At 60.1% G+C, this 17,861-nt stretch carries 19 protein-coding genes and 1 pseudogene; 7 read left to right on the top strand and 13 right to left on the bottom strand.

Going from position 1 to position 17,861, the window contains the following annotated elements:
• Positions 1–350: 350 nt before the first annotated feature.
• Positions 351–1,367, top strand: a complete 1,017-nt coding sequence (locus G485_RS25195) for an oxidoreductase (protein WP_051318042.1) — start codon at positions 351–353, stop codon at positions 1,365–1,367.
• Between the two features lie 116 nt (positions 1,368–1,483).
• Here the strand turns inward: G485_RS25195 and G485_RS0105425 are convergent, their stop codons facing one another.
• The 6 genes and pseudogenes from G485_RS0105425 to G485_RS0105400 all read right to left on the bottom strand — a co-directional run bounded on the left by G485_RS0105425 (position 1,484) and on the right by G485_RS0105400 (position 6,589).
• Positions 1,484–2,413 carry a S66 peptidase family protein gene (locus G485_RS0105425; protein WP_027091720.1) on the bottom strand — a complete coding sequence of 310 codons (930 nt, stop codon included), beginning with the start codon at positions 2,411–2,413 and terminating at the stop codon, positions 1,484–1,486.
• 230 nt (positions 2,414–2,643) lie between these two features.
• Positions 2,644–2,976, bottom strand: coding sequence for a lipid-A-disaccharide synthase N-terminal domain-containing protein (locus G485_RS0105420; RefSeq protein ID WP_035154870.1), 333 nt, complete (start codon positions 2,974–2,976; stop codon positions 2,644–2,646).
• A 1-nt stretch (position 2,977) separates the two neighbouring features.
• Positions 2,978–3,685 carry a glycosyltransferase family 2 protein gene (locus tag G485_RS0105415; RefSeq protein ID WP_027091718.1) on the bottom strand — a complete coding sequence of 236 codons (708 nt, stop codon included), beginning with the start codon at positions 3,683–3,685 and terminating at the stop codon, positions 2,978–2,980.
• 93 nt (positions 3,686–3,778) lie between these two features.
• The gene (locus G485_RS0105410) at positions 3,779–4,531 is read right to left on the bottom strand and encodes a hypothetical protein (RefSeq protein ID WP_027091717.1); all 753 of its coding nucleotides are present in this window, start codon (positions 4,529–4,531) and stop codon (positions 3,779–3,781) included.
• Between the two features lie 66 nt (positions 4,532–4,597).
• Positions 4,598–5,208: pseudogene (locus G485_RS25190) on the bottom strand (DNA-3-methyladenine glycosylase family protein); the annotation flags it as partial.
• A gap of 169 nt (positions 5,209–5,377) precedes the next feature.
• The gene (locus tag G485_RS0105400) at positions 5,378–6,589 is read right to left on the bottom strand and encodes an MFS transporter (protein ID WP_027091715.1); all 1,212 of its coding nucleotides are present in this window, start codon (positions 6,587–6,589) and stop codon (positions 5,378–5,380) included.
• A gap of 128 nt (positions 6,590–6,717) precedes the next feature.
• Here G485_RS0105400 and G485_RS0105395 point away from each other — a divergent pair, with 128 nt between their 5' ends.
• Positions 6,718–7,461 (top strand): MerR family transcriptional regulator, encoded by a 744-nt coding sequence (locus G485_RS0105395; protein WP_027091714.1) that lies wholly within the window; start codon positions 6,718–6,720, stop codon positions 7,459–7,461.
• An 8-nt stretch (positions 7,462–7,469) separates the two neighbouring features.
• Here the strand turns inward: G485_RS0105395 and G485_RS0105390 are convergent, their stop codons facing one another.
• Positions 7,470–7,820, bottom strand: a complete 351-nt coding sequence (locus tag G485_RS0105390) for a hypothetical protein (RefSeq protein ID WP_027091713.1) — start codon at positions 7,818–7,820, stop codon at positions 7,470–7,472.
• Between the two features lie 39 nt (positions 7,821–7,859).
• Positions 7,860–8,246: an SMU1112c/YaeR family gloxylase I-like metalloprotein gene (gene gloA2 / locus G485_RS0105385; RefSeq protein ID WP_027091712.1), complete on the bottom strand. Its 387-nt coding sequence runs from the start codon at positions 8,244–8,246 to the stop codon at positions 7,860–7,862.
• An 85-nt stretch (positions 8,247–8,331) separates the two neighbouring features.
• Between gloA2 and G485_RS0105380 the strand changes: the two genes are divergently transcribed.
• Positions 8,332–8,709: a hypothetical protein gene (locus tag G485_RS0105380; protein WP_027091711.1), complete on the top strand. Its 378-nt coding sequence runs from the start codon at positions 8,332–8,334 to the stop codon at positions 8,707–8,709.
• Between the two features lie 277 nt (positions 8,710–8,986).
• Positions 8,987–10,189 carry an MDR family MFS transporter gene (locus tag G485_RS0105375; RefSeq protein ID WP_027091710.1) on the top strand — a complete coding sequence of 401 codons (1,203 nt, stop codon included), beginning with the start codon at positions 8,987–8,989 and terminating at the stop codon, positions 10,187–10,189.
• A gap of 1 nt (position 10,190) precedes the next feature.
• On the opposite strand, the gene G485_RS25185 is transcribed toward G485_RS0105375, so the two are convergent.
• Complete coding sequence (locus tag G485_RS25185; protein WP_051318041.1) at positions 10,191–11,000, bottom strand: hypothetical protein; 810 nt, start codon at positions 10,998–11,000, stop codon at positions 10,191–10,193.
• A gap of 633 nt (positions 11,001–11,633) precedes the next feature.
• On the opposite strand from G485_RS25185, the gene G485_RS0105360 reads away from it, so the two are divergent.
• On the top strand, positions 11,634–12,821 hold the full coding sequence (locus G485_RS0105360) for an oxalate decarboxylase family bicupin (RefSeq protein ID WP_027091709.1): 1,188 nt from the start codon (positions 11,634–11,636) through the stop codon (positions 12,819–12,821).
• A gap of 174 nt (positions 12,822–12,995) precedes the next feature.
• On the opposite strand, the gene G485_RS0105355 is transcribed toward G485_RS0105360, so the two are convergent.
• The 3 genes from G485_RS0105355 to G485_RS0105345 form a co-directional block, all read right to left on the bottom strand.
• Positions 12,996–14,219 carry a Zn-dependent hydrolase gene (locus tag G485_RS0105355; protein WP_027091708.1) on the bottom strand — a complete coding sequence of 408 codons (1,224 nt, stop codon included), beginning with the start codon at positions 14,217–14,219 and terminating at the stop codon, positions 12,996–12,998.
• A 381-nt stretch (positions 14,220–14,600) separates the two neighbouring features.
• On the bottom strand, positions 14,601–15,068 hold the full coding sequence (locus G485_RS0105350; protein ID WP_156922138.1) for an HAD family hydrolase: 468 nt from the start codon (positions 15,066–15,068) through the stop codon (positions 14,601–14,603).
• Between the two features lie 80 nt (positions 15,069–15,148).
• Entirely contained in the window at positions 15,149–15,544 is a 396-nt protein-coding gene (locus G485_RS0105345; protein ID WP_027091706.1) for a VOC family protein, read from the bottom strand.
• A gap of 217 nt (positions 15,545–15,761) precedes the next feature.
• Between G485_RS0105345 and G485_RS0105340 the strand changes: the two genes are divergently transcribed.
• Together G485_RS0105340 and G485_RS28770 are read left to right on the top strand one after the other, a co-directional pair.
• Positions 15,762–16,400 (top strand): DedA family protein, encoded by a 639-nt coding sequence (locus G485_RS0105340; protein WP_027091705.1) that lies wholly within the window; start codon positions 15,762–15,764, stop codon positions 16,398–16,400.
• A gap of 9 nt (positions 16,401–16,409) precedes the next feature.
• On the top strand, positions 16,410–16,751 hold the full coding sequence (locus G485_RS28770) for a MerR family transcriptional regulator (RefSeq protein ID WP_084423122.1): 342 nt from the start codon (positions 16,410–16,412) through the stop codon (positions 16,749–16,751).
• Here the strand turns inward: G485_RS28770 and G485_RS0105335 are convergent, their stop codons facing one another.
• On the bottom strand, positions 16,752–17,855 hold the full coding sequence (locus G485_RS0105335; protein ID WP_027091704.1) for a glycoside hydrolase family 88/105 protein: 1,104 nt from the start codon (positions 17,853–17,855) through the stop codon (positions 16,752–16,754).
• Between the last annotated feature and the right edge of the window lie 6 nt (positions 17,856–17,861).

The raw sequence follows: 17,861 nt of genomic DNA, 5'->3' as shown, positions 1-17,861 counted from the left end.
TCCATCGGTGCACGAACCTTCCTCTGCTATGCGGAAGAGATGGCGACGCGCGGGATACAGTCAGCGTGTTGGAAAATACGGAAGAGGCCAAGGAAACACTCTAACTTGGTAGAACCCGAATGATCGAGTCTACAGGAGGAGAAGGAATATTCCCGTCGGTAGCACCTATTGGCATTTTCCCAAGGACAGCCCAGTATCGTAAACACCTTTTTTCGTCCCTACGGGTCGCTCCCGCGCTTCGCTTGGGCTGCTTCCTCCACCGGGACAAAATTATTCAATTTTCAAGGTACAAAATCATAAGAGCAACCCTTAAATCAGGAGCTGCTCTTAGCATACAAGGAGGAAATGCCATGAACATCAACTTGAACGATTCGATCCGAATCGGGGAATTGAAGCTGAGAAACCGCCTCATCATGGCGCCGATGCAGCAGTATAAAGGGACACCGGAGGGATTCGCGAACGATCACCACGTCCGGTTTTACGGGCGCAGAGCGAACCATGTCGGACTGGTCGTCCTCGAATCGACCGCCGTATCCGCCGACGGCCGGTTGTTCCCGAACGATATCGGGCTTTTTACCGACCGGCATACAAAGCCTTTGCGCAAAATCGCGGACGCCGTGCACGCAAGCGGCACGCCCGTTTTCGTGCAGTTGTCGCACGGCGGCCGCAAATCGTCGCCCGCTACGACGAAGCGGCTTCTGGCGCCGAGCGCGGTCGCCTATGACGATTCCTGCGGACAACCCTCGGCCATGAACCGCTCCGACATAGAGCGCACGATCGAGGAATACCGTCTGGCTGCCGCCCGCAGCGTCGAAGCCGGTCTGGACGGCATCGAAATTCATGCGGCGCACGGCTTTCTGCTGCACGAGTTTCTGTCGCCGTTGTCCAACTTGCGCGAGGACGAATACGGCGGGTCTTCCGAGAACCGGGCGCGCTTCCTGAAGGAAGTGCTTGCGGCCGTCCGGTCGGAGACGGGAAGGCATTACCCGATCATGATTCGGGTGTCCGCCACGGATTTCGCCGCCGGAGGCTTGACGCCCGGGGAACTGGGGAGGATGCTGAAGCCGCTGGAGACAGAATTCGACGCGCTCGACGTCTCCGCAGGCGGTCTGTTGCCCGTCCAGCCGGCCGACGTGCACGCCGGTTACCAAGTCCCCTATGCGGCCGCACTGAAGCAGCGCCTGAACGTTCCGGTTATCGCCGTCGGCAAAATTTATACGCGCAGCCTCGCGGACCGCATTCTGGAGGACGGATTGGCGGACGCCGTCGCCATTGCCCGGCCGCTGATCGAGGACCCGGATTATGCCGGCAAAATGCTCTCGCTGGAGCGTGAGGAAGATCGGGCGGAGGAATCGGCAAACGTCTAAGATGATGCGGGCGGCCGAATCGATGCTGCTTTCTGCCGCAGGAGGATTAGAGAAGAGGATTCTGTCCGGTCGGCCAAAATGGGGTGTGGGCTGAGAGGAGCGGGCGAAGCGGTCGGTCAATAGGGCCGCACGGCCGGCTCCATCAACGTTAACGTGCCGTTGTAGGCGTTCAAATAAACGCACGCTCCGATCGGGATCGCCGCCTTGTAAGTTCCGTGTCCCGAGGCGATCCCGGTCAGCAGCGGCTTGCCGAGCGGTACGATGAATTCGTCGATGAGGTCCCGGTACGTCTTGCCGTAAGCGTCGACGCAGTTCGTGCACTCCCCCATGACGATGCCGGCGCAATCCGCGAATTTGCCGGCAAGCTTGAGCTGCTCGACGTAACGGTAGACCGTGTTGACCGGCTCGTGCGTCTCCTCGAGAAGCAATATTTTGCCGCGCGTATCCGTCTCATATGGAGTGCCGAGGGAGCCGACGAGCGAAGTAAGGTTGCCGCCGACGATCGGCGCGCATGCGGCGCCCTGCACCCGTCCAACCATCGGCGGCATCCCGGGCGGATTCGCGATCGGACGAGGGGCGGCGAAGGACGAAGCTGCGGTGAAAAATTGCTCGAAATTGTAGCGCGGCGTATCCGGTTTGAAGTCGATGAGCAGCAAGCTGTGCAGCGCGATGAGTCCCGAGAATTGATACAAGGCGTTGAGCAGCACGGTAATATCGCTGTACCCGCTGATCAGCTTCGGATGCTGGCGGATATAGCCGTAGTCGAGGTAAGGGAGAATGCCTTCGACCCCGACGCCGCCGCGCGCCGGGAGGATAAGCTTGACGCCCGGATCGGCGAACATGGCCATCAGATCCTCGGCGCGCTCCCGGTCGCTCCCGGCCAGGAACCCGTTCTGCGCGAACACGTGCCGGCCCGTGACGACCCGGAAGCCCATCCCCTGCAAATAAGCGATTCGTTCGCGAATGACGTTGGCATCCAAAGGGCTGCCAAGCGTCACAATGCCGATCGTATCTCCATTGCGAAGCGCCGCCGGTTGAATCGCCACGTTCCGCCACCTCCGCTCTGCGGTTCATTTTCCACTATTCATGGATATGTGCGCAACCGGAACCTTAGCATACGGATTGCGGCGGAAGCGCGCTAAGCCGGCATTCTGCGTGTTGCGGGCATGCGGAGCAAAGTGAGGCAACTGCTTCTCTTTCGCGCCTTCTCCGGCTTTCCGCGCAAAGTGAGGCAACCAGTTCCTCTCTTTCCCGGAAAATCCCGCCTTCCATCGCCTCAACCCTCGCCTTCTCCACCCCTTCCCGCTCCGGCGGCCGTCCGCTTCTCGTGGTTGCGCATAATGACCAGATTGCGAAAATAAATAAAAATCCCCGGCACCTGCCCGAGAATAAAGACGGGGTCGCGCCGGTAAATCGCGTACACCGACAAAATGCTGCTGCCAAGTATGCTGAACATCCAGAACGAGCGGGTGACGACGCTCTTCTTCGCCCTCTCGCTCGCAATCCATTGAATGACGAACCGCCCGGTGAACATGATCTGGCCGACGAGTCCGAACAGAATCCACAGCAGCTCTCCCGTTCCCAGGTGCGAGGTCAACTTCTCCCACATGCTATTCGCCCCGGATGGTGTAACGGATGACCCTTTTGCGCAGCCACCCGATGACGAAGGCGTCCATCAAACTGACGAACAGACGGTTGAAAATGCCGTACTTCGACGCGCCGTGCTCCCGCTCCCGATGCCGCACGGGCACCTCGACGACGCGAAACCCGTTCATGCGCGCAAGCGTCGGAAGAAAGCGGTGAAACCCTTCGTACAAATAGTAGCTCTCCGCCACCTCCCGCTTGAACAGCTTCATCGGACACCCCGTGTCGGCGATGGAGTCTCCGGTCATTTTGTTGCGGACGCCGTTGGCGATTCGCGACGACACTCTCTTCACCCAGGTATCGCGCCTGCGCGTCCGTTTGCCGTTCGCGAAGTCGTATTGCTCCATGTAAGGCATCAGGGTGAAAATATCGTCCGGATCCGTCTGCAAATCCGCGTCGATCAAGGCGATCAGCCGTCCGGACGCCTTCTTGATCCCCGCGTAGATGGCGGAGGTTTGGCCGCAATTGCGCTCGAAATGGCACACTTTCACCCGGTCGTCCGCCGCCGCCAGACGGTCCATCCGCTCCGCGCTGCCGTCCGTGCTCCCGTCGTCGACCATCACCAGCTCGTAGCTTGCGACCCGGCCCCGCAAAGCTTCGGCGACGGCCCGATAAAGCCTCTCCACGTTCTCTTCCTCGTTATAAACAGGCACAACCACCGACAGTTCCACCATAGCGTCCTCCTTGCGATCCGCGCGCGTCTTCACGATAAAGATATGTACGTCCCCGCGGATACTGACCTATGGAAAAAAGGAACGAGCCCGCCGTCAACCCGCCTTTCTTCTGCGCCTGCGGAAGCGGACGACGGCCATCGCGATTCCGGCCGCGAGCGCCAGAACGGCAGGTCCCGCCGTCAACGCGATGCGGCGGACGTCCGGAACGTCGATGCTCGTCTCGTACGTATCGCTGCCGAACAGCGACAGATGCCACAGCAGCGTCCGGCCGCGATCCAGCGTCTCGTCGGCATTGTTCGCTCCCGGCTTGATCGGAAGGGTCAGCAGGAAGTCGAAATTAAGCTGGCTCTCCACGATTTTCTTGGCGATCGCGGGCAACGAGGCGATCGTCTGTCCCCACCCCGATTCGCCGGACGAGAGCAGCCGGTCCATATTCACCGTAACCGCAACATGATAACGCGTATAGAAAAACTTGCGCTCCTCCGTCCGCTCGACCTCGACGCCATCCGGAAGGTTCAGCGGCTGCTGGTTCAGGTCTTGCAGATTCAAGCGGCGGGAAGCGCGCAATCCCTCCTGCTTCCCGTCGCCGAAGCTTTGCGCCTCCATCTCGTACCGCCGCAGAACGTCCCCCAGATCCTTCATCAAGTCCGGCTTGCCGATCAGCTCCAGCGTCCGTTTGCTTACCGACAGATCCATATCGAGATCCGCCGTCCCGTTCCGGTGAATCGTCAGATGCGCCTGTCCCTGAGCGCAAGACGTTAACAGCACGGCGCCCAACAGCCATAAGACGCATATCGACAACCAGCGCCGAAGCCGGCGCCGTTTGCTTCTCCAACCGTTTTGCATAAGTCACCCGATCTTCTTCCGTTCTCTCCCCGCCCGTTGCCGGACGATTGAACTCCCAACATGCTCCTAATACAACGCCCGCCATAAGTAAAAAGTCGCATACGACTCCCAGCCCGCCCAAGGTTTCGCCGGCTCCCGGATCTCCTCCACTGTCGGCTTGCGGTCCATGCCCAGCAGAAGCTTGATCGCGTTGTGCAGGCCTACGTCCTCGATCGGCAGCGCCGTCGGAAAGCGAAGGCAGCGCAGCAGGACATAATTGGCCGTCCACGGCCCGATGCCGCGACTGCCGACGAGCAGCTTCTCCGCCTCGCGGTGGCCGCCGGCCGCCAGCAGCGCTCCTTCGACAGCTTGCCTTCCGCCATCAGGCGGGCCGCTCCGATCCAATACTCCGACTTCCTTGCCGCCATTTGCAGCCCGGTCAAGTCGGACGGCGCAAGCCGCGCGACCGCTTCCGGCGACGGGAACAGCCAGCAGTCCTTGCCGTTCCATTCCTCGCGCTCGCCGAACGCCTCCACGAAGCGTCTTTTGAGCGTGTAGGCGAACGCCAGATTGATCTGCTGGCCGATAATGCCCCAGCACAGCGCCTCGAACAGATCGGGAATGCCCATCGTCCGCAGCCCGCGGAAGCGGTCCGTGACGCCCCGAAGCAGCTTGTCCCCCTGGGCGAGCGCGCCAAATGCTTAACATTTTCCTCGAAACTGAACGCCTCGGGCGTCGGAATCGTCAGCCGGACGGAATCCGTTCGCATGCGGCCACCTCCCGTTTCATTTTAACAAAGAGACGGCGCTCCTCCGCTATCGGGATCTTGCGCTTTCATTCCACCGACGCAGGGCGAGTCCGCGGTCTCTACGGGGAGACGCTTCTGCCGGCTTCGGTCGAAGCCCCGAGGCGAACTTTCCGCAGCATGAGCAACGCGCACAGGACGAGCATGGCGCCGTTGACGACGAACACCCAGCGGATCGGAATCCAGCCGCCCAGCGCGCCGCCGACCATCGGACCGAGCATCGTCGCCAGCTGCGTTGCCGACTGGTTCAGGCTGAACGCCCGGCCGCGGAAGTCCGCTTCCGTCACCTTGACGATCATGGCGTTCAGCGCCGGGTACACGCCCGCGAAGAACAGCCCGTAGACGAACCGCAGCACGCCGAATTCCGCGTAATTTCCGACGAAAAACTGCAATATATTGCCGATGCCCCCGCCCAGGAGGCCGATCGTGAGCACTTTGGCGAAGCCGATCTTCCCGCCGATGCGGCCCCATTGGGGCGCGGCGATCAGCGTGGCGATGCCGACGGCCGAGAAGACGAGCCCCGACTGCCAGGAGGCGTCTCTGCTGTCGGCTCCGAGCTGAAGGACGTAAACCGTGAGGAGCGGCTCCAAAATCATGACCGAGAACGTCCCGACGCCAACAAGACCGAGCAGCGAGACGAACGTGCGGTTCGCCCAGGCCGTCCGAAGGTCGTCGCGCACGTGCGAGCGCACCGCCTTGCGGTCGAAGTTCTCCTCGCGGACGAAGAAGGTCGCGATCAGCGCGGCGACGAGCACGACGCCGGACGAGAACAGGAACGCCTCGCGGTTGCTCGTCCAGTGGCTGACGGCTCCGCCCACAAGCGGGCCGACGATGCCGCCCGTCGCGCTGGCCGTCGCCATAATGCCGAGCGCATAGCCGGTGTGCTTGTCGGGCGTATTCGTCGCGACGAGCGCGATGGAGGCCGGAACGTAGCCGGCGAGCAGCCCCTGGAACACGCGCAGCACGAGGAAGACGTACGGATTATGGATAAAAAAAGTAAGCGCGTAAAGCGCCGCCAGGCTGAAGCCCGAGCGGATGAGCATCGGCTTCCGGCCGTATTTGTCCGAGAGCGAGCCCCAGTAAGGCGCGATCAGCGCGCTCGCCAGAAACGTGATGCCGAACGCGAAGCCGGACCACAGCTCCAGATGGCGGTCGACACCGAGATCGTTGTGCAAAAATAAAGGAATAAAAGGAATCGAGATCGAATAAGCCGAACTGCAGAAAAACACGCCGAGCCATAAGACGTACAGGTTCTTTTTCCACGAAAATGCCATTGTCCGTCACTTCCTGCTCATTGTCCCGTTGTCGGGCATCCTCATCATAACATAATTTTCCCGCAAGATACGGTTGACCCTCCCCTTGGAGGAGCCCTTATGCTGAATTCGGAAAGGAGGATCGAGCGATGCTCCGCACGGTCAAAGAAGTATCCGAGCTGTCCGGCGTGACGGTCAAAGCGCTGCATCACTACCACAAGATCGGGCTGCTGCCGCCCGCCGAGATCACCGAAGCCGGGTACCGGCTGTACGGCCAATCGGAGCTGGAGAAGCTCCAGCAAATTTTATTTTACCGCGAGCTGGATTTCCCGTTGGCTCAAATCAAGCGGCTGCTCGCCGCGAATCCGGAGAGGCTGGCCATCCTGTCCGAGCAGAGAGAGCTGCTGCAAGCCCGCATAAAGCGGCTGGAGCGGCTCGTGCGAACGCTGGACGAATCGATGGCAAGCGAGGAGAGAGGAGTAAAGATGGATCAGGACAAACTGTTCGAAGGCTTCGCAAGCGAAGCGGAATGGAGAGAGGCGTTAAGCGGGCAGAACGAGCATCTGAAGGAGGCGTACGGCTTCGATCTGACCGAGCAGGGGCCGATCGACGCGGCGGAGATGAACGAGCAGGCGGCGGAAGCCGCGCGGTTCATGGACGCGATGGCCCGGACGCTGAAGGCCGGGACGAAGCATAGCGACGACAGCGTGCGGGAGCTGATCGACCGGCATATCGGCTTCCAGCGGCAGCACGGCCACGAGACCGACGCGAAGGCGTTCGCGGCGCAGTGCCGGTTTTTCCTGGAAGACGACTTCCACCGCGCCATGCTGGAGTCGCAGCAGACCGGCCTGGCATACTATCTGTACGCCGCCGCGGAAGCGAACGCGCGCTAGAACGGGCGCTAAATGCGCCCGTCGGCGGCGGCGGGCACGCGCAAGAGGCTCCATTGTTGAGCCTCTTGCGTCGTTACCGGGGAAAATCCGCCGATGTGGCTCAAATTCTGAGACTCTTTCGTCGTTACCGGGGAAAATCCGCCGATGTGGCTCAAATTCTGAGACTCTTTCGTCGTTACCGACGGGAATCCGCCGATGTGGCTCAAATTCTGAGACTCTTTCGTCGTTACCGGCGAAAATCCGCCGGTGTGACTCAATCCTTGAGACTCTTTCGTCGTTACCGGCGAGAATTCGCCGATGTGGCTCAAATTCTGAGACTCTTTCGTCGTTACCGGCGAGAATTCGCCGAAGTGGCTCAAATTCTGAGACTCTTTTCGTCCTTTATGCCCCGTCTACGGTCAAATCTCATACAGCTCGAGCGGCAATCCGTCCGGGTCCGCGAAGAAAACAAACTTCTTCCCCGTTAGAGGATCGACCCGGATCGGCTCCGTAGCAATCCCCTTCTCCCGCAGCTCGGCCGCGGTCGACTCCACGTCGTCCACCTCGAACGCCAGGTGCCGAAGCCCCCGCGCTTCCGGGTAGCTCGGCCGCTCCGGCGCTTCGGGGAACGAGAACAACTCGATCTGATAACTGCCGCCAACCGCCAAATCCAGCTTCCACGAGTCCCTCTCCCGCCTGTACGTCTCCGCTACAACCTCCAAACCGAGCAGCTCGACATAGAATCGCTTGGAACGCTCGTAATCGGATGCGATAATCGCCACATGATGAATCCGGTTCAATTTCATCGTCAAGACGCCCCCACTCTGTAAGATAAACGAAGAACTTGCTATAATCAGGTATCGTGTAAAAATCCGCCAAGGAGGTTTGCCTTTGAACGCAATTCCCATACTCTTCATCGCCGCAGTCGCCGTCATCGTCATCATTGCCGTCGCCGCCTCGGCCGCACAAGACAACCGCAGAGAAGGCCCGCGTCCCCGCCGTCCCGATTCCGGCAGCACCGATTACGGATCCGGTACCTTCATCAATAGCTCTTTTTATGACGATCCAACCGACGTCCATCACCGCCACCATCATCACGACTCCTCCGGCCATTCCCACGGGACGGGCCATCACCACCACAATTCCGGAAGCTGGGACAGCGGAAGCTCCGGCAGTTCGAACAGTGGGGGTGGCTGGGACAGCGGAAGCTCCGGCGGCTCCGACAGCGGCGGAGGAGACGGCGGGGGCGGAGGCGGAGGCTCGGACTAGTTCAACGGAATTCCCCTCTCCTGCGGCTAGTCCGAACCCGGGCAGCTTGGAGGTAGGGTAGTGTAAAGTCGATTTTCGACTTTACGGCCCTTCGCGAAGCTCAGTTGGGACGTGCAAGGTCGTTACGTAGCTCCTGCGGAGTCAGTCAAAGACGTACACGCAGCACTCTTCCTGAACTGAGCTTTTTTTAAAAAAAATAGACCCAACAGCTTCAACTTTGTGGTATGCTGTCTCTATTAAGGCAAACATTTGTTCTCCACTTGATCGAGGGGGTTCCATGGGGCGCATCCGGCAGTTTCTCCAATCCTATCATCCTATCGTCTTCTCCTTGCTGTTCGGACATATGATCTCCCGGATCGCCACGTCCATGAGCATGCCTTTTCTGGCTTTGTATTTGTCCAGCCAAACCGACATGAGCAAAGCGATGATCGGCTTCGTAGCCGGAGCCGGCGCGCTGGCCGGAACGTTCGGCGGCTTCTTCGGAGGCGCGCTGTCGGACCGGTACGGCAGGCGAGTCATCATGTTTACGTCGTTGTTCGCCTGGAGCGGCGTCTTCATCGGCTTCTCCGCGATGAAGGAGCCCGTTCTGCTGCTGATCCTGAGCCTGCTGAACGGCTTGTGCCGCTCCTGGTTCGAACCGGTCGCCCAGGTGCTGATGGCGGATTTGACCGAGCCGGAGCGACGGTTCAAAGTGTTCTCCATGCGCTACCTGATGACGAACATCGGCGTGTCGGTAGGCCCGCTGATCGGCGTGTGGCTCGGCACCGGCAGTGGAGCGCTCCCTTTTCTCATTACCGGACTCGTTTATTTGGCTTACGGAATCGTGCTGCATGTCATGATGATCGCGTTCGGCATCAAAGAGATCGAAGGAGCGAAAAAAGAACGCGCCACGATCGCCTCCGCCTGGAAGGCGGTCCGGGACGACAATGTTCTGCAGTTGTTCATTCTCGGCTCCATCGTCGTCGGCATCGGATATTCCCAGTTGGACGTTACGCTCGGCCAGCATCTGCAGGAGAGCTTCCGCAACGGGGTCAAAATGTTCGCCGCACTTATGAGCATCAACGCGGTGACGGTCATCGTCATGCAACTTCCGCTGTCCCGACTCGCCGAGAAGCGCCCTCCGATGTTCTCCATTCATGCCGGCAACGTGCTGTTCGCCGTCGGGACGTTGGGGTTCGCCTTCTCTATGAACATGGCGGCCCTCGTCGTGTCCATGATTCTTTTTACAATCGGGGAAATTCTGAACTACCCGGCCGGCAATCTGCTGCTCGATCAGTTGGCGCCGGAGCACCTTCGGGGCTCTTACTTCGGCGCCCAGAAAATCGGCAACCTGGGCCAATTCATCGGACCGTGGGCCGGAGGCCTGCTGCTCGGCGAATTCGGCGGCCGTGTCTTGTTCATCGTGATGGCTCTCGTTCTGTTGTCCGCCTCTTACTTCTACCGGGTGGGCAATCGGAAAATGGAAGCGAAGGCGAACTAGCCTACTTCAAAATCCGCAGCATCTGCACGATCGGACGGCTGTCGCCCCGCAGCTTGGCTTCCCTGCTGCGAAGCTGGGAGGAGCCGTCGCCGTCGAGGAAGATGCCGTTCGCAAGCGCGCCGGGCGCGACCGTCTCGACAATCGCTTCCCGGAACTCGGCGAGCGACCCAAGGCTGGCGCTGACGATCAAGTATACGTTCCCGTCCCGGTCGTAGACGGCGGCGGAACGGAGCCGGTCCTCGTCCGGGTACGGCGCGTTCTCGGCCGCCGCTTGCTCCGCCCACTGACCTTCCCGGTTCAGGCTCATGCTAATCCCGCCTTGGGCCCAGTAATGCGACCGGTCCGACACCTTCAGTTCGGACGCGCTTCGCACGACCTGCACGCTAAGCCGATCCTCTTGCCCGTCCCAAACGAGCGTGCCCCTTGCGTACTTCACATTTTCCCCGCCCGATCCGTAAACGCCCGCCGCCCCGTTCACCGGACGGTCGTCGACGACCGCCAGGCTGAGCAAGCTGTCGTTATAGAAGAAGCCTCCGTTGATGCCGTAAAAAGGCGACAGCAAGACGTTCGTGTGGATGGCTTCGAGCGTCAGGTTGGACGGCCGGGTCCGCAAATAGTGCAGCACCATCCCGTTCGACGACGTTGCGGTGCCGTACGCGTAATCGTGCGGCATGTCCAGCTCCGGGTCCGGCGCCGGCTCACCGCCTCCCCTGAACAATAGCCAAGAAAGGCCGATCGCGGCGAAGACGATCGCCAGCACGAAGGCCGCGCCCTTCTTGGAACGCAGTTCGACTTCCGGGAATGTCATCAAATCGGGCGTTTCTCCTTTGCTTGCCTCCGCTAAACTCGCTTGGGCAGCCATTTTCCGTAGCGTCGGCGCTCGCCCCGCGCGGTGTCGAGCGTCGCGTTCCCTATATTATAATAGTGATCGCTGCAAGGGAACAGCCCGTCCGCGTGTTCGGACTTCGGCCCCGCTTTCATCGCACAAAAATAATAGGACTCCCGGTTAACCGCTGATAACCGGGAGTCCTACCTTTCCTGTGACAAGCTATTCAATTGGCTCGTTACGCTCCCATCTTTCGAATTAGAGATTGTCCTTCGACCGCATCCGATTCCCGCATACCCGTCGCCGCCCTAGCAGATTAGCGGCCGCTGCAGCCTTCCCGGCTCTCCCCGAACGGATATGCTTCGCTTCGCTAGCCCATTGGACTATCCCCTTTCCTTTGGGTTGATCTCATTATAACCATAAGCGCTTTATAAATAAAATATTCTGACATTTTAGTTTTTTGCAAATTTCGACGCTAGCAGCCATCCTCCCGGTGCGATCCGCCTCTTTCGCGAAATTTCTGGGCTTTTCCAGCAAGGGGACGGCATAGCCTTAGACGGCCGGCCATATTTTAATACAAAAAAAGATGACGGATTAAAACGAACAGGAGCGTGAACGATGAACCGATCGAACCTACGCCCTTCCGGGAGCCAGGACATTCCCCAGCCCGAGCGCGCCGACGGCGCCGGAGGTCCCGATCTCGGCCCGAGAGACGTGATCCGGGATTTGGAAAATCCGGACCTGCTCGTTCCTCCTCCCACCGATGCGGGAACGATGCCGAATCTGGTCTTCTCCTTCTCGGACGCCCACATGCAGCTCAATCGCGGCGGCTGGTCGCGGGAAGTGACGGTGCGGGAGCTGCCGGTGGCTACGACGCTTGCCGGCGTCAATATGAGCCTGAAGCCCGGCGGCGTCCGGGAGCTGCATTGGCACCAGCAGGCGGAATGGGCTTATATGCTGCTGGGCCGGGCGCGCATTACGGCGGTCGATCAGGACGGCCGCAACTTCATCGCGGACGTCGGTCCCGGGGACCTGTGGTATTTTCCGCCCGGCATCCCCCATTCCATCCAGGGACTCGCGGAAGGCTGCGAATTTCTGCTCGTGTTCGACGACGGCGCTTTCTCGGACATCAACACATTCTCGATCTCCGATTGGTTCGCGCATACGCCGCCCGAGGTGCTGTCGGCCAATTTCGGCGTGCCGGAGAGCGCGTTCGCGGACATCCCCAAAGGGCAGAAATACATTTACCAGGACCGGGTGCCCGCCCCCCTCGCCGAACAGGCCGTCCCCAGTCCGCAAGGAACCGTCCCCCGGACGTTCGCCCATCGGCTGCTCGCCCAGGAGCCGCAGCGCTTCCCGGGAGGTACGGTGCGGATTGCCGACTCGGCCAACTTTCCCGTCGCGACCCGAATCGCGGCCGCGCTCGTCGAGATCGTCCCCGGCGGCATGCGGGAGCTGCACTGGCACCCGAACAACGACGAGTGGCAATATTATTTGACGGGCAAGGCCCGCATGACCGCGTTCGCCACCCAAGGAACGGCCCGCACGTTCGATTGCCGCGCCGGAACGGTCGGCTACGTGCCGTTCGCCTTCGGACACTATATTCAGAATACCGGCGACGAGAGCGTCTGGTTTCTGGAGATGTTCAAGAGCGACCGGTTCGCCGACGTTTCGCTGAATCAATGGATGGCGCTGACGCCCGCCGAGCTCGTCCGGAGCAATGTAAACGCGAGCGAGGAATTGATGAGCGCGCTGCGGAAGCAAAAATGGCCGGTCGTCAAATATCCCGGGACTCCGGCTCCGTAGCGGACAACGAGGCGCCCGATTTTCTCCAGATAGGCTTTCGGCTGCGGCTGAATCCCGGATGCCTTGCCCGCTTCCTCGTCGCCCGCCGCTTGTTCGCGGACGGGTCCGGCATAACATAAGCGCGGCAGGGCGGGGAAATTTCCGCTCCGCCGCTCTTAAACGAAGGATTCGGCTTTACCCCAGCAGCGACAGTACCGTCTCCAACAGCACGTTGACGCCCTTCTCGCAATCCTCGTACGGCGTGAATTCCTCCTCGCAGTGGCTTTGCCCGTTGACGCTCGGAACGAAGATCATCGCCGACGGCAGGAAGCTCGCGACGAACTGCGCGTCGTGCCCCGCTCCGCTGGCCATTTTCTTATAAGGGTAGCCGTAAGATTGAGCCGCGGCTTCCACCGCGCCGACGATCGACGGGTCGAACCAGACGGTGTCGCGGCTCCACAGCTTCGTGCGTTTAATCTCGCAGCCGCCCTGCTGCCCGGGGAGCCCGAGGAGGATCTTCTCCACTTCGCGGATGACGTCTTCATTTTTATGCCGGGCTTCGACCGTGAAGACGACCTTGTTCGGAATGACCGTATGAATGTTCGGATAGACGTTGAGCCGTCCCATTGTGAACACGAGTTCGCCGTCCAGGTCGCCCAGCTTGCCGCGCAGCTCCGCGATCAGGTCGGTTGCGGCGAACAATGCGTCTTTGCGCAGCCCCATCGGCGTCGTCCCCGCATGGTTCGATTGCCCCGTCACTTCGATCTCGTAACACACCATGCCGACGACGCAATCGACGACGCCGATTTTCAACTGTTCTTTTTCCAGCACCGGCCCTTGTTCGATATGCAGCTCCAAATAAGCGGTCGCTTCCTTGATGCGGTTCCCGGCCTCGCCCGCGTACCCGCTGGCGTTCAGCGCCTCGTCGAACGTCACGCCGTCCGCGTCCCGTTTGCTAAGCATGACGCTCTTGTCGAACTTGCCCGAGAGGACGCCCGACGCCATCATCGAAGGCTCGAAGCGCGCACCCTCCTCGTTCGTGAAGTTCATGACGGTCACCGGAATTCGCGGCTTGATCCCGTGATCGACCAGCGTACGGACAACCTCCAGGCCGGAGATGACCCCGAGCACGCCGTCGAAGCGGCCGCCCTTCTTGACCGAATCGAGGTGAGAGCCCATAACGATCGGAGGCGCATTCTCCGTGCCGGCCAGCGTCGCGTACATATTGCCCATGTCGTCGACCTTCACCGTCATGCCCAGCTCTTCGCAGCAGGCGCGGAAATAATGGCGGGCTTTGACGTCTTCCTCGGTCAGCGATAGCCGGGTAACGCCGTTATTCGCCGTGCGCCCGAAATCCGCAAACGTCTCGATCGTCGCCTTCAGCCTCTCCCCGTTAACGTACAGTTTTTGCTTTTGCATGAGCCCCACTCCCATCTCATCATGTCAAGTTTTGCTCGGAATCGATCGAATCGCTTGATTATTTCGTCTATCATGTAAATTCGATTACCATTGTATGATATATTTTATAACTCGAATGTACGCTTTCAACTGACAAACTGTACAACAACGGCCGGGGGATTTTTTACCCGCTAGCACGCTCTCTGTCTCGCATTTGTAGGCTTATCCCCTCTCGTCAGACACCGTCGTTGCCATTGCGGGCGCTTGATCTCGGGACTCCCTTATGCCCAACGCGCCACATTCCCGCCAAGCCACTCCCGCTCGCTACACCAAAAAGGCCGCCGCTTCGAAGCCTATGCTCCTTTTGCGGCAGCCCTCCCAGCTATTATTCTAATAAGTTCGTTAGCGCCGGAAGCTCCGTGACGACGAACTTCGGTTCCACACCCGCAGGCAGCTCCGAACGGCTTCGATTGTAGTAGCAAAAATCGATTCCCGCCCGGAACCGGCCTTCGATTCCCCCCCCGCCTGCAGCCTTCGCCGCTGCGCTTCGCCGACGCCGTTGCTTACGATCCCGAGCGCATAGCTGTCCGGAAGAACGGATAGCAACCTCTCCGCCCCCTCTTCGAAAATGCAGGTGCCGCAGAAATAATTCCAGTAGGTTCCCGACAGCTGTTCATGCAGCTCCTCCGGCGTCCCCAAGAGAGAATCACTGAAAGAGAACTTCAACACGTCCGCCATCGATCGAACGTTCCCGCCGCCCGCGAAATCTGTCCAATGCTTGAAATTATGCTCCAAAAAAGCCGCCCAGAACGCTTCCCACCCGTCCGGGTCGTCCCGGAACAAGCCGTGATCGCCGCATGTCCGTCTCATCGCGCTTACGATCGACGATTGAAGTCAAGCAGCGTGTTGTCCAGATCGAACAGAATCGCTTTATAGCGCCTCTCCATCGTCTACTTCTTCTTCCCGGAACCGAAGGCGACGACGTAGCCGTCCGGGTCCTTCACAGCGAATTCCTTCCACGTCCCCCAGTCCGCTTCCGTCAACGTCGGCTCCTGGGCAAACGCAGCCCCCTTGCCCCGAAGCTCCTCATAGAGCTCGTCCAGCTCCGGGTGGGTTTCGACGTAAGCGTAGGTGTCCCAGGAAACGGCGTGATGCGCCGCCCGCGGGTTGGGGCGAACGTCCTCGTCCCGCTCCGCTTGGAGCAGCTTGAAGCCCAGCCTAAAGTCGTCCCGCACCGCCCAAAAATCGTTCACGTCGCAGCCGAGCACCTCACGGTAATAGCGCCGGGACCGTTCCAAATCCGAGACCAGCCGTACATGCACCGAAAACTTTACCAAGCCCAACATCGTCTCCTCCTTAAAGGGAATTTGATGAACCGCCCTATCGCCCATATTTTACCATAAAGAACATGGAGTTGAGCTTAATGATTTGCTAAAATAACCGTTAACCTCTCGATTAAAGACCGTCTTAAAAATCGGCTTAAGCAAGTTTTAAGAACTCCCTCTCATCATGGTGAGCAGACGGACATAATCGTTGAATTCCGAAGGTAAAAGGAGTCTCTTCATGCAAGCTCTGGACTTGATCGAACGATTGTTTGCGCATTACGGGTATCTTGTTCTGCTGTTCGGGTTGCCCCTGGACGCGATTGCGCTGCCGATCCCCCCGGGCAACACGACGCTCACCTATACCGGCTACTTGTCCTACAAAGGCGTGCTCGCGCTGCTGCCGGCCCTCGGCGCGGCTTTCGCGGGGTCGATCATGGGCATGACGATCACCTATTGGCTCGGCTACAAGCTGGGGATGCCGCTCATCGAGCGGTACGGCAAATGGCTGTTCCTGAAGCCCGAGTACGTGGAGAAAACGAGAACGTTTTACGACAAATACGGCAACCGGTTGCTGCTTTTCAGCTACTTCGTGCCGGGTGTCAGGCAGTTTATCGGCTATTTCGCAGGCATTATCCGCGTACCGTTCCGCACCTTCGCCTGGTACGCCTATATCGGCTCGGCGGTGTGGGTTGCCGTCTTCGTAGGCATCGGCTACGGGTTCGGCGAGCAATGGCAGCTGATTTTCGGCTGGGTGGAGCGGTCGTTGAAATACGTGTCGCTTGGTCTTGTCGTCTTGTTAGCCGCCATTCTGGCACTGAAATGGAACAAGCGCCGCCTGAAGGCTCGTTTGCGCAAATTAGAGGGGGAGGCCGACTGAGCCCCCTCTATCCGCTACTACACCCGGATCGGAAGGATCCCTCCGCTTGAATTGTCCGGGAACAAGCGCTTGTATACGGACAACCGCCTTCTGCATTTTCGGGCCATCATCACGTTAGCCCGAACGGGCGAAACCTTGGCGGCTATCCAGGAGAGACTAAAAGACTTCGGCGATCAGAGCTCCCGAATATCTCCGGAGTTAAACACGTCCCTCCACCCAAAAGGTGCTGTTCCAAAGAGTACGTGGGCTCCTAGCTCCCATAACCATGAGAATGGCGACGGTAGGTGCCCAGCCCTTCGTCGCCATTTCTCGATTTTGATCGATTTTCGAGCTTACAGCGCGTCAGCATGATCACCGCGCAACCAGGTCCTCCATCTCCGCGCAGGCCATGACGAACGCGCCCACGCCGTGCAAGTCGTTGGGGCTCGTCGGCCGGGTCACATAGTTCTCGTAGTCGCCGGCCGAGGTGCCGATGCAGATGTTCGGCAGGACGAACTCCCCGCCGTCTCCCGCTTCGGCAACCGCTCGAATCAACCCGCTGTACCCCCGCCGCGCGGCTTCCAGGCCGTCGAAGCCGACGACGCCCTGCTTGACGCCCCTAGCCAATGCGTAGACGAACAGGCTCGAGCAGGACGTCTCCAGCCAGTTGTCCGGCCGCTCCCCTTTGTCCACGACCTGGTACCACAGTCCGCTCTCCGCGTCCTGGCAGCGGATGAGCGCCTGCAGGAAGTCCCGCTGCGCAACTTCCAATTCCGCCCTCGCCGGCTCGTCCTCCGGCAGCAGGTCGAGAAATTGCGCCAGCGCCAGCCCGTACCAGCCGAGCGACCGCCCCCAGAACTCCGGCGAGCAGCCCGTGTCCGGGTCCGCCCACGGCATCCGCCGGCTCTCGTCCCACGCGTGGTACAGCAGCCCGGTTCGCGGGTCCCGCATATGCTTGCGCATCAGCTTCTCCTGATGGAGCGCCAGCGCCCGCAGCTCCGGATCGCCGAACGCGTTCGCGTACCGCAGCGCGAAGACGCCGCCCATATAAAGGCCGTCCAGCCACATCTGGTAGGGATACTTGTCCTTGTGCCAGAAGCCTCCCTCCGACGTGCGGTTCAGCGTATCGAACAGTCCCCTTAGCTTGCCGGCCGCGACGCGGTACCGGGACTGTCCCGTCCGCTCGTAGAGACGGAACAGCAGCAAGCCCGCCTGGATCGCGTCCAGCTCGTCGCGGGCGAAGCAGAAGTTGCCCCGATCGTCGACGAGATCGTCCACATAGCCGCGAATGTAGTCGTCGTAACGCGCTTCGTCGGTCGCTTCCGCCAGCCGCTCCATCCCGCACAGGAAGACGCCCTGGTGATAATGCCACCGGTGCGCCGGAGGCAGCTCTCCGGGCGCATAAGCCCGCATCAAAGCGTCGCAGGCGAAGCCCGCCCATTCGATCGGCGCTCGTTCCGTTTGAATCGCGTTCATCTCCCT

The organism is Cohnella thermotolerans DSM 17683 (genome assembly GCF_000429825.1).
GTDB classification, from domain to species: Bacteria; Bacillota; Bacilli; order Paenibacillales; family Paenibacillaceae; genus Cohnella; species Cohnella thermotolerans.
The sequence above is the reverse complement of the archived record's forward strand: the minus strand, read 5'-3'. Positions and strand labels throughout refer to the sequence as shown.

What these genes read in the sequence shown, in the direction of transcription:
- G485_RS25195 (WP_051318042.1), top strand. Translation starts at nt 351, where the DNA reads ATGAACATCAACTTGAACGATTCGATCCGAATCGGGGAATTGAAGCTG.
- G485_RS0105420 (WP_035154870.1), bottom strand. Translation starts at nt 2,976, where the DNA reads ATGTGGGAGAAGTTGACCTCGCACCTGGGAACGGGAGAGCTGCTGTGG.
- G485_RS0105415 (WP_027091718.1), bottom strand. Translation starts at nt 3,685, where the DNA reads ATGGTGGAACTGTCGGTGGTTGTGCCTGTTTATAACGAGGAAGAGAAC.
- G485_RS0105410 (WP_027091717.1), bottom strand. Translation starts at nt 4,531, where the DNA reads ATGCAAAACGGTTGGAGAAGCAAACGGCGCCGGCTTCGGCGCTGGTTG.
- G485_RS0105400 (WP_027091715.1), bottom strand. Translation starts at nt 6,589, where the DNA reads ATGGCATTTTCGTGGAAAAAGAACCTGTACGTCTTATGGCTCGGCGTG.
- G485_RS0105395 (WP_027091714.1), top strand. Translation starts at nt 6,718, where the DNA reads ATGCTCCGCACGGTCAAAGAAGTATCCGAGCTGTCCGGCGTGACGGTC.
- gloA2 (WP_027091712.1), bottom strand. Translation starts at nt 8,246, where the DNA reads ATGAAATTGAACCGGATTCATCATGTGGCGATTATCGCATCCGATTAC.
- G485_RS0105375 (WP_027091710.1), top strand. Translation starts at nt 8,987, where the DNA reads ATGGGGCGCATCCGGCAGTTTCTCCAATCCTATCATCCTATCGTCTTC.
- G485_RS0105360 (WP_027091709.1), top strand. Translation starts at nt 11,634, where the DNA reads ATGAACCGATCGAACCTACGCCCTTCCGGGAGCCAGGACATTCCCCAG.
- G485_RS0105355 (WP_027091708.1), bottom strand. Translation starts at nt 14,219, where the DNA reads ATGCAAAAGCAAAAACTGTACGTTAACGGGGAGAGGCTGAAGGCGACG.
- G485_RS0105350 (WP_156922138.1), bottom strand. Translation starts at nt 15,068, where the DNA reads ATGAGACGGACATGCGGCGATCACGGCTTGTTCCGGGACGACCCGGAC.
- G485_RS0105345 (WP_027091706.1), bottom strand. Translation starts at nt 15,544, where the DNA reads ATGTTGGGCTTGGTAAAGTTTTCGGTGCATGTACGGCTGGTCTCGGAT.
- G485_RS0105340 (WP_027091705.1), top strand. Translation starts at nt 15,762, where the DNA reads ATGCAAGCTCTGGACTTGATCGAACGATTGTTTGCGCATTACGGGTAT.
- G485_RS0105335 (WP_027091704.1), bottom strand. Translation starts at nt 17,855, where the DNA reads ATGAACGCGATTCAAACGGAACGAGCGCCGATCGAATGGGCGGGCTTC.